The organism is Helicobacter sp., from assembly GCF_029067145.1.
GTDB lineage: Bacteria > Campylobacterota > Campylobacteria > Campylobacterales > Helicobacteraceae > Helicobacter_D.
Window position 1 is genome coordinate 21171 of sequence record NZ_JAIEFA010000093.1, and the last position, 7769, is coordinate 28939.

Annotated in this window: 13 protein-coding genes; 11 read left to right on the plus strand and 2 right to left on the minus strand. The window is 39.3% G+C overall.

Going from position 1 to position 7769, the window contains the following annotated elements; genetic code table 11:
* Positions 1–12: 12 nt before the first annotated feature.
* The 5 genes from K2N75_RS08890 to K2N75_RS08910 all read left to right on the plus strand — a co-directional run bounded on the left by K2N75_RS08890 (position 13) and on the right by K2N75_RS08910 (position 3325).
* Positions 13–912, plus strand: coding sequence for an arginase family protein (locus K2N75_RS08890; RefSeq protein ID WP_297680162.1), 900 nt, complete (start codon positions 13–15; stop codon positions 910–912).
* Between the two features lie 119 nt (positions 913–1031).
* A complete protein-coding gene (locus K2N75_RS08895) occupies positions 1032–1979 on the plus strand; it encodes an aldo/keto reductase (RefSeq protein ID WP_297680161.1) in 948 nt (315 codons plus the stop codon).
* A 9-nt stretch (positions 1980–1988) separates the two neighbouring features.
* Positions 1989–2261: a TfoX/Sxy family protein gene (locus tag K2N75_RS08900; protein WP_297680160.1), complete on the plus strand. Its 273-nt coding sequence runs from the start codon at positions 1989–1991 to the stop codon at positions 2259–2261.
* Positions 2262–2292: 31 nt separating this feature from the next.
* On the plus strand, positions 2293–2667 hold the full coding sequence (locus K2N75_RS08905) for an MmcQ/YjbR family DNA-binding protein (protein WP_297680159.1): 375 nt from the start codon (positions 2293–2295) through the stop codon (positions 2665–2667).
* The gene (locus K2N75_RS08910) at positions 2645–3325 is read left to right on the plus strand and encodes a CatB-related O-acetyltransferase (protein ID WP_297680158.1); all 681 of its coding nucleotides are present in this window, start codon (positions 2645–2647) and stop codon (positions 3323–3325) included. Before K2N75_RS08905 ends, K2N75_RS08910 begins: the two co-directional genes overlap by 23 nt.
* Before the next feature lie 74 nt (positions 3326–3399).
* Here the strand turns inward: K2N75_RS08910 and K2N75_RS08915 are convergent, their stop codons facing one another.
* Positions 3400–3789, minus strand: coding sequence for a VOC family protein (locus tag K2N75_RS08915; protein ID WP_297680157.1), 390 nt, complete (start codon positions 3787–3789; stop codon positions 3400–3402).
* Positions 3790–3864: 75 nt separating this feature from the next.
* On the minus strand, positions 3865–4374 hold the full coding sequence (locus K2N75_RS08920) for a ClbS/DfsB family four-helix bundle protein (protein ID WP_297680156.1): 510 nt from the start codon (positions 4372–4374) through the stop codon (positions 3865–3867).
* Positions 4375–4699: 325 nt separating this feature from the next.
* On the opposite strand from K2N75_RS08920, the gene K2N75_RS08925 reads away from it, so the two are divergent.
* From K2N75_RS08925 to K2N75_RS08950, 6 genes are all read left to right on the plus strand, one after another.
* Entirely contained in the window at positions 4700–4834 is a 135-nt protein-coding gene (locus K2N75_RS08925; RefSeq protein ID WP_297680155.1) for a hypothetical protein, read from the plus strand.
* Between the two features lie 12 nt (positions 4835–4846).
* Positions 4847–5125, plus strand: a complete 279-nt coding sequence (locus tag K2N75_RS08930) for a GyrI-like domain-containing protein (RefSeq protein ID WP_297680154.1) — start codon at positions 4847–4849, stop codon at positions 5123–5125.
* A gap of 127 nt (positions 5126–5252) precedes the next feature.
* Positions 5253–6179 carry a site-specific DNA-methyltransferase gene (locus K2N75_RS08935; protein WP_297680153.1) on the plus strand — a complete coding sequence of 309 codons (927 nt, stop codon included), beginning with the start codon at positions 5253–5255 and terminating at the stop codon, positions 6177–6179.
* A complete protein-coding gene (locus tag K2N75_RS08940) occupies positions 6176–6925 on the plus strand; it encodes a hypothetical protein (RefSeq protein ID WP_297680152.1) in 750 nt (249 codons plus the stop codon). Before K2N75_RS08935 ends, K2N75_RS08940 begins: the two co-directional genes overlap by 4 nt.
* 17 nt (positions 6926–6942) lie before the next feature.
* The gene (locus K2N75_RS08945; RefSeq protein ID WP_297680151.1) at positions 6943–7353 is read left to right on the plus strand and encodes an EVE domain-containing protein; all 411 of its coding nucleotides are present in this window, start codon (positions 6943–6945) and stop codon (positions 7351–7353) included.
* A complete protein-coding gene (locus K2N75_RS08950; RefSeq protein WP_297680150.1) occupies positions 7354–7611 on the plus strand; it encodes a zinc ribbon domain-containing protein in 258 nt (85 codons plus the stop codon).
* Positions 7612–7769 lie beyond the last annotated feature (158 nt).

The window sequence follows — 7769 nt, forward strand, 5'->3', positions numbered from 1 at the left end:
AAAGGAGTAACAATGTCAAATCTCCACGATTCCACACTTCGCCTCATCTATCCTCAATGGCAGGGTGGTGATATTGCCGCTTGGTTTCCCGATTTAAGCCCAAAGGAAGCGGCACAGGGTTATATCCTCGGCGCGCAGATTTTAAACTTACTTGTGGATTCTATCCATACAAGTGCGAATAGTGCTGTTGTGAATGTTGCGCAAGAGTTTAGTTTAAATAGTGCCAAACAACGCATTGTAGAGGACGGCATTATAGATAAATCCGCGCTTTTGCGTCAAAGTGAAGCTGCACTCTCAATCCTAAACGCACGCAAACCCTCCCGCGTGCTTACGCTTGGAGGGGAATGCGCGGTGAGCGTGCCGAGTTTTTGTTATCTTGCAAATCTCTATGCGGACGATGTCGCATTGCTATGGATAGACGCACACCCAGACATTGGCTTGCCTTATGATGACTTTTACAAAGGTTATCACGCAATGGCAATGAGTGCAATCATTGGGCGGGGAGGCTTGCGCGAGAGTTTTGCATTGCCTGCAAGCCTCAAGGGAAGTCGTGCGTTGCTTGTTGGGTTGCATTCTAATGAGGCGGAGCATTATGCGAGCCGACAGAAAGAATTTGGGTTAAAAAGTCTTTTGGCAGACGAAGTGGATTGTCCAAAAATCCTAGAATGGCTTAAGTCTCTTGGCTGCAAAAAGGTGATGATTCATTTAGATTTAGATGTGCTAGACGCAAAGGAACTCTATATTGCTGTGGGCAATACAGGAAAGCTAAGTATTGCACAAGTATCGCAGATTATCCAAAGTGTGGCGAGGGAATACGATGTGGTAGGACTTAGCATTGCCGAACATTTTCCCAAAGCACAGATAAAGCTTAGGGGATTGTTGCAGGATTTGCCATTGATAAAAGAAAGCTAGATTGCTTTTTGCAGGGTAAATCTCTAGGCTTGCGTTATTTTTAAGCAGAATCTACATTAGATTGCGGGCAGAGAATGCCAAAAAATTAGCTATAATTAGGTATGAAATAAGGAGAAATAATGACGAATCGTAGAGAATTTATGAGATTTGGTGCAGCTTGTTTGGGCGCGGCGATGATGCCAAATCTTTTGCAAGGTGTAGAGAAAAATAGCAGAATCCTTGAGGAGGTTTTTACGCTTAATGATGGAGTAAAAATCCCAAAACTTGGACTTGGAGTGTGGCGGATTGAGGATAGCATTGTAGAAAATGTCATTCAAGAAGCGTTGAAAGTCGGCTACCGCCATATTGACACGGCACAAGCCTATGGCAACGAACGAGGCGTGGGCGCAGCAGTACGAAAGAGTGGGCTAAAACGTGAGGAATTATTTATTACAAGTAAAGTTCGCGCAGAGTATAAGGACAAAAAGAGTGCAGCGGATTCAATAGACGCAACACTTAAAACAATGGGGCTAGATTTTGTGGATTTGATGTTGATTCATAGCCCGCAGCCTTGGGCGAGCTTCCGCAAAGGGGATTATTTCCAAGAAAATGTAGAAGTTTGGGAAGCACTTGAGGAAGCACAAAAAGCGGGCAAAGTGCGAAGTATCGGGGTGAGTAACTTTGAACAGAAAGATTTGCAGAATCTTTTTAAAAACGGCAAGGTCAAACCATCAACGAATCAGATTCTTGTGCATATTGGCAACACGCCCTTTGAATTGATAGATTTTTGCAAGAAGCAGGGCATTTTAGTTGAGGCATATTCGCCTATTGCGCACGGAGAACTGCTTCGGGATAGTCGTATTGTTGCTATGGCGCAAAAATACAATGTTTCTCCCGCACAACTTTGCATTCGCTATACCTTAGAATTGGGGCTTGTTTCCTTGCCAAAGAGCAAAACACCTGCATACATTGCCCAAAATGCTGAACTAGGATTCGCACTCTCTAAGTCGGATTTGGATTCTCTCAAAAAGATGAAGTTTCGGGATTATGGCGAGCATTCAAGCTTCCCTGTTTTTGGTGGGAAGTAGGAGTTGTGTTTGGAATCACTTGTTTCTATGCAAAATATCGGTAGGGAAATGGCAAAAAAGCTCCGTTCTGTTGGGATAGATTCTCCTACAATGCTCCGCGAGCTCGGTGCAGAGGAGGCTTTTGTGCGTTTAAAAGAAGTTTATCCTAATATGTGCGTCGTGTTTCTCTATACTTTAGAGGGTGCAATTACAAATAGGGAATACAATAAACTGCCGCTTTCACGCAAAAAGGAATTGAAAGCCTTTAGTGATTCGTTAGGAATTGTGGAGAATGGGAGTTAAACGCGTTAAGTAGCGAAGTAAAGGAATGAATATGGAATCTGTATTTGCTAGCAAAAATGCTTTGTTACTTTGCGCGTATGCACAGGAAAAATATGGTGATAGGCTAGAATTTTTGTGGAAAAAGTTTCCAAAAAATGCTATTTTGCGCAAAAGAAAAACAAGAAAATGGTATGCGGCTTTTTGCGTGGTGGATAGAACAAAACTTGGCTTGAAAGAATCGGGTTTGGTAGAGATTCTGAATCTCAAGATGGACCCGCAAGATGTTCTTGCATTTGTAGATAACAAAAGGATTTTTAAGGCATACCATATGAATAAAAAACATTGGGCAAGCATTATCCTAGACGATGATAGGGAGTTTTTTGAAAATCTCTGCAATTTTTTAGATGAAAGTTACGCACTTGCATAGCACAAAGAAAGATAGAAAAAATAGAATCTCGCCCAACCCCGATAATCCCTTTCCAATCAAGGGCATTGATTATGTTTGCTATGTCAAGCCCATCATAAAGAATCCAAATGTCATCGTGGGCGACTTTACATATATTAGTGATAGCGATTTTGAGAGGCATATCAGCCACCATTACGCATTTAATGGAGATAAACTCATTATCGGCAAATTCTGTCAAATCGCTGCGGGTGTGGAATTTGTGATGAATGGAGCAAATCATCAAATGAATGCGGTAAGCACCTTTCCTTTTAATATTTTTGAGGGTTGGAATGCGCCACCTCCAACACCCGAAAATCTGCCTCTTAAGGGTGATACAATCATTGGCAATGATGTGTGGATTGGGCAAAATGCCACGATTTTGCCCGGTGTGCGTATTGGTGATGGTGCGATTATTGGCGCAAATGCTGTTGTGGGAAGCAACATTGCGCCTTATAGCATTGTGGTGGGGAATCCTGCAAAAGAAATCAGAAAGCGTTTTGATGAGGAGCTTATCTCGCTTTTACTCGCGTTTCAATGGTGGGATAAGAGCATAGATGAGATTCAAACTCTAATCCCACTTCTCACTTGCAGCGATTTACAAAGGGTAAAAGGGGAGCTGAAAAAGCAAAGAGAGAAATAAATGGCACAGAGTATTTATCCTGTTCTTAAAGACTTTTTAAAATCAAATTTTTGCATTGCCTGATTCTTTAATTATTATTCACCAAAAGAATAAATTTCTATCAAGTTGCCTTCAGGGTCAGCAATATAGCAAGTTCTTTGTCTCCACGGCATTGTTGTAGGCGCAAAGATACTCTCTGCACCCATTCCCACGACTCTTGCATATTCTTTATCTACTTGACTAAAAGAGTCAAGTTCGAAAGCTATCTCAAATGTGCCGTTATTTCCCTTTGGGTAGCCATATTGCTGTGATGTCATTTTTTCAAATTCCTTGCGCGGAAACATAATAAGACGAATCGTATCCGAATAAAATTCTACATTGGGTTCATCACCATTCCAATCTGTCTTTAGCCCTATAATGTCCCTATAAAAAGCGACCATTTTTGCTATGTCGGTAACAAATAATCCAATAGCTGAAAGTTTCATCGTGCCCCTCCACTTGAAAATAAAATAAAAAATGCCATAATACAGGAATATTGTTAAAATCCAAAATTACTTTTCTTATTGATTCTTTATCGCCTTTTTCACACACTTTATCGCCCAATCATAATGGCTTGAAGTTGCACTCACACAATAGCTCCCAAGACTTGTATTGCCGCACCAAGCATAATGCTTTTTTACAAAAAGCGTCTTTGGGGGCAGAGATTCTATCAACGCAATACAATTTGTAAAGCTTTCTTGCAATATCTCTTTTGCCTTTTGTAGTGGGGTGCTTTGGTGTTTGAGATAAATCTCTTTATTCATTTTAGGATAAGTTTTGAAATTATAAGGTGGAGGGAGAAAAGGCACAAAATCACTTGTTTTATTAAGATTTGTCCGCACAAATACAAGCAACAATTCCTGCCATTCATACAAATGCACAAGCACATCACGCAAAGTTTTATCACGTTCATTATAGGGTAGTTCCGCTTCCTGCAAGTGCAAAGGCATTTTTTCAATGAGTGTAAAAAGCTTAGCAAAATTCTCTTTTGCAGTTTCTAAAAGAGCGGCTTTGTTCGTAGGGCGAGGCATAGAGAATCCTTAAAAGTTTGATTGATAAAAGAAGCATTATTATACCTTAAGAGTTTGAATCTTTGTATATTTTAAAGCCTCTTTTTGATAAGGCAAGGCAAGAAATTCACCCTTAAAATGTGAATCCATAAGCTTTTTAGAGTTTTTGAAGCTTGTTTTAAATCCCCTAGTTTATAGCACTTATGGAGATTTTTGCACTCTTTGGGCTTAAATTTCTTGATTGGTCCTTTATTGATGTTTGCTTTAGCATTGCCAAAATCGGACCTATTGCCCTTATATTCTTGCTTTATATTGTTATAGTGATGTTTTCGTATAAAGTGAATCTTTGAATTGCCCTTTGATACCTCGCTTGTTGCTTTGCCTTTGGTGGGGCAATGAGGATTTGAGCAATAAGGCAAATTTCAAATGGCAAGCGATGATTGCCCAGCCTGATTTTATCACACAAGAACTCTTTGAATAGGCGCAAAAGGAGGTGCAAAACAAAAAGGGTATAGACTGCTCCAATGCACGATTATTGCGCTTTGAAGAAGGGCTTTGCGTGCAAATACTACATACGGGCTCGTATGATGAGGAGCCACAAAGTCTCGCAAAAATAGAGGAATTTATTGCACACAATGGTTTGCAAAACGACATCGGTGGAACAAAAGATAGCTTCATAAGAAGACATCACGAAATCTACTTGAGTAACCCAAACAAAACTCCAGCGCATAAGCTTAAAACGATTCTACGCATTCCTGTGCAGGAAGTGTGAGAAGTGCAAGGGGTGAAAGGCTGAAACTTGCAGTAAATTAAGCTTTTGGTTCAATTTGTTTATAGCTTGGTTTGGTATAATATTGGGTTTGGAATTACAATAAAAAAGAAAATTTAAGGAGGATTTTATGACCGCAATAATAGAGAGTGTGCGAAAGGATTCTAATGCGGAATCTACATTAAACTATAAGATTTATAACCAAGACTGCACAAAGGGGCTTAAAACACTCCCAGATAATTCTATTGATTGTATTATTACTGACCCGCCTTATTTTATTGATGGTATGGGGAGTGAATGGAATGATACAAACCTCAAAGCCAAAGCTTCAAAAAGTGGTGTGATTGGAGGGTTGCCTGTGGGTATGAAATTTGATAAAACACAAGGGGAGAGACTGCAAGAGTTTATGTCTCCTCTAGCAAAAGAATTTTATAGAATCTTAAAGCCCGGGGCATTTTGTATTGTGTTCTCTCAAGCAAGGCTTTATCATAGAATGGCGATGAGTTTAGATTTGGCAGGATTTGAAATAAGAGATATGTTAGCGTGGAAATATGAGGGACAAGCAAAAGCATTCTCTCAAACACACTTTATCAAAAAGGATAAAAGCCTAACACAAGAGCAAAAAGAATCTTTAATCAAAGAATTAGAGGGCTATAAAACGCCTCAATTAAAACCTCAAATTGAACCTATGGTAATGGCGCAAAAAGCAAAAGAGGGGACGTTCGTGCAAAATTGGCAAAAGCATAAATTAGGACTTGTCAATACAAAAGAGAGTTTAGATGGGAAATTTCCTAGCAATGTAATGGAGGTGAGCAAACACACAAGAAAGAATGAAAGTGATATAAAAATAGAGCATTTAACGCCTAAACCTGTGTGTCTTATCTCTCATCTTATCAGGCTTTTTACACAAGAGGGGCAAATCGTGCTGGACCCCTTTATGGGAAGTGGCTCTCACGGTGTTGCTGCCTTAAATAATCATCGCTTTTTTATAGGTTATGAGATTGAGAAAAAATATTTTGAAATAGCAAAAAAACGAATAGAGCAAGAAGTTTTATGAAGCAGGATTTTAAGATGAATGAGCAAGAAGTTTTAGAAACTTTCAAAATAATTACTAAATATTACGAAGAATGCCTTAAGGATTATGGGGTAAAATCTATAAAATTAAAAGATTCAAAGGGAAATTACACCAAAGATGCTTTAGTTCTTGTATATTTGGCACGAAACTATCCAAATACAAAAGCAATTTCAAAGACAGAATTAACAGATTTTGTAAGAAAATTTTATCCCGATGTGAGCGATGTGCAACAAGCAAGGCATTTAAGCAAACAAGGCGGATATAATATTATTTCGGGCACAAGAGGCGATATAGGAGCTAAAATAGGAGCGGGATATTATCAACTCATTACCCTAGAAAAACCTTATCCCTCATTTAAACCCGATAGACGAAGTGGGATAGAATCCGCAGACTTTGAAAGCTTAAAAAAAGAATATGATTACAAATGTGCGACTTGTGGTAGCATTGAGGGAAAACCTCACAATATCCGCAAAAATGAGATTACAAAATTACAAGAGGGACATATGAATCCGAGCCTACCGCTAGAAATTGGCAATATTATCCCCCAATGCCAAGTGTGTAACCGACCTGATAGGGATAGATGGATTTATGATAAAACAGGGAGAGTGATAGAAATAGCCGATTCTGATGATGGCAAAAGAGTGGTTGAAAAATATTTTAAAAGAGTAAGCACACATACAAAGGAATATTTTTTAGAATTTTTGAAAAAGCTTTTGAAATTGAGATGATTAACTAAGGAGACCCAATGCGCTACTTCATCGGTATAGCGTCAAAAAATCATATTCAAATAGGACAAGCAGGGGGATTTTGCCAACTCTGCCACGGCAAAGCCGCACCGCTTAAAAGAATGAAGCAAGGGGATAAAATCATCTATTATAGTCCCAAGCTTACTATGGAATCTAAAGAGTCCTATCAAGCATTTACAGCACTCGGTGAAATCGCTGATGAAAATGTGTATCAAGTGGAGATGTTTAAGGGCTTCTTTCCCTTTAGGCGCGATGTGCTATGGAGCGAAATTAAGCGAGAATGCCCTTTAAGTGTGGCAAAGACACACCAAGAGTGGAAAGCATACGCAAGCAAACTACGTTTTGGGCATTTTGAAGTCTCTAAAGAGTTTTTTCACTTCCTTGCAGAATATATGACAAAGGATTCTTAAATGCAAAATACAATCTGCCAAAGTTGCGGTATGCCCCTCACTTCAAAGGAGCAAATGGGGTTAGAAAAAGACGGAAACGTGAGCCGTGATTATTGCAAGTATTGCTATGAAAAAGGCGAATTTATCCATAAAGTCTCACTGCAAGAGTATATACAAATGTGCTCAATGTATGGCGCACAAGCGGGAATGAGCAATGAACAATTCAAAGCACACTGCACAAAATTATTCCCGACACTCAAAAGGTGGCAAACGTCTTAAGCTCCAATTTTAACCCTCCCCACAACCTTAAAATCTGATTCTACCTCTTTTATGCTGCAACTTAATTTAACTTTCACACAGAATCTCACCACTTTTCTTGCTTTCTAAACTATAAACTTATATAAACTTCTCAATCCCCATTCCCTTTAACCTCCCCT

Coding starts and splice junctions, on each gene's coding strand:
- K2N75_RS08890 (WP_297680162.1), top strand. CDS start 13: ATGTCAAATCTCCACGATTCCACACTTCGCCTCATCTATCCTCAATGG.
- K2N75_RS08895 (WP_297680161.1), top strand. CDS start 1,032: ATGACGAATCGTAGAGAATTTATGAGATTTGGTGCAGCTTGTTTGGGC.
- K2N75_RS08905 (WP_297680159.1), top strand. CDS start 2,293: ATGGAATCTGTATTTGCTAGCAAAAATGCTTTGTTACTTTGCGCGTAT.
- K2N75_RS08910 (WP_297680158.1), top strand. CDS start 2,645: ATGAAAGTTACGCACTTGCATAGCACAAAGAAAGATAGAAAAAATAGA.
- K2N75_RS08915 (WP_297680157.1), bottom strand. CDS start 3,789: ATGAAACTTTCAGCTATTGGATTATTTGTTACCGACATAGCAAAAATG.
- K2N75_RS08920 (WP_297680156.1), bottom strand. CDS start 4,374: ATGCCTCGCCCTACGAACAAAGCCGCTCTTTTAGAAACTGCAAAAGAG.
- K2N75_RS08935 (WP_297680153.1), top strand. CDS start 5,253: ATGACCGCAATAATAGAGAGTGTGCGAAAGGATTCTAATGCGGAATCT.
- K2N75_RS08940 (WP_297680152.1), top strand. CDS start 6,176: ATGAAGCAGGATTTTAAGATGAATGAGCAAGAAGTTTTAGAAACTTTC.
- K2N75_RS08945 (WP_297680151.1), top strand. CDS start 6,943: ATGCGCTACTTCATCGGTATAGCGTCAAAAAATCATATTCAAATAGGA.
- K2N75_RS08950 (WP_297680150.1), top strand. CDS start 7,354: ATGCAAAATACAATCTGCCAAAGTTGCGGTATGCCCCTCACTTCAAAG.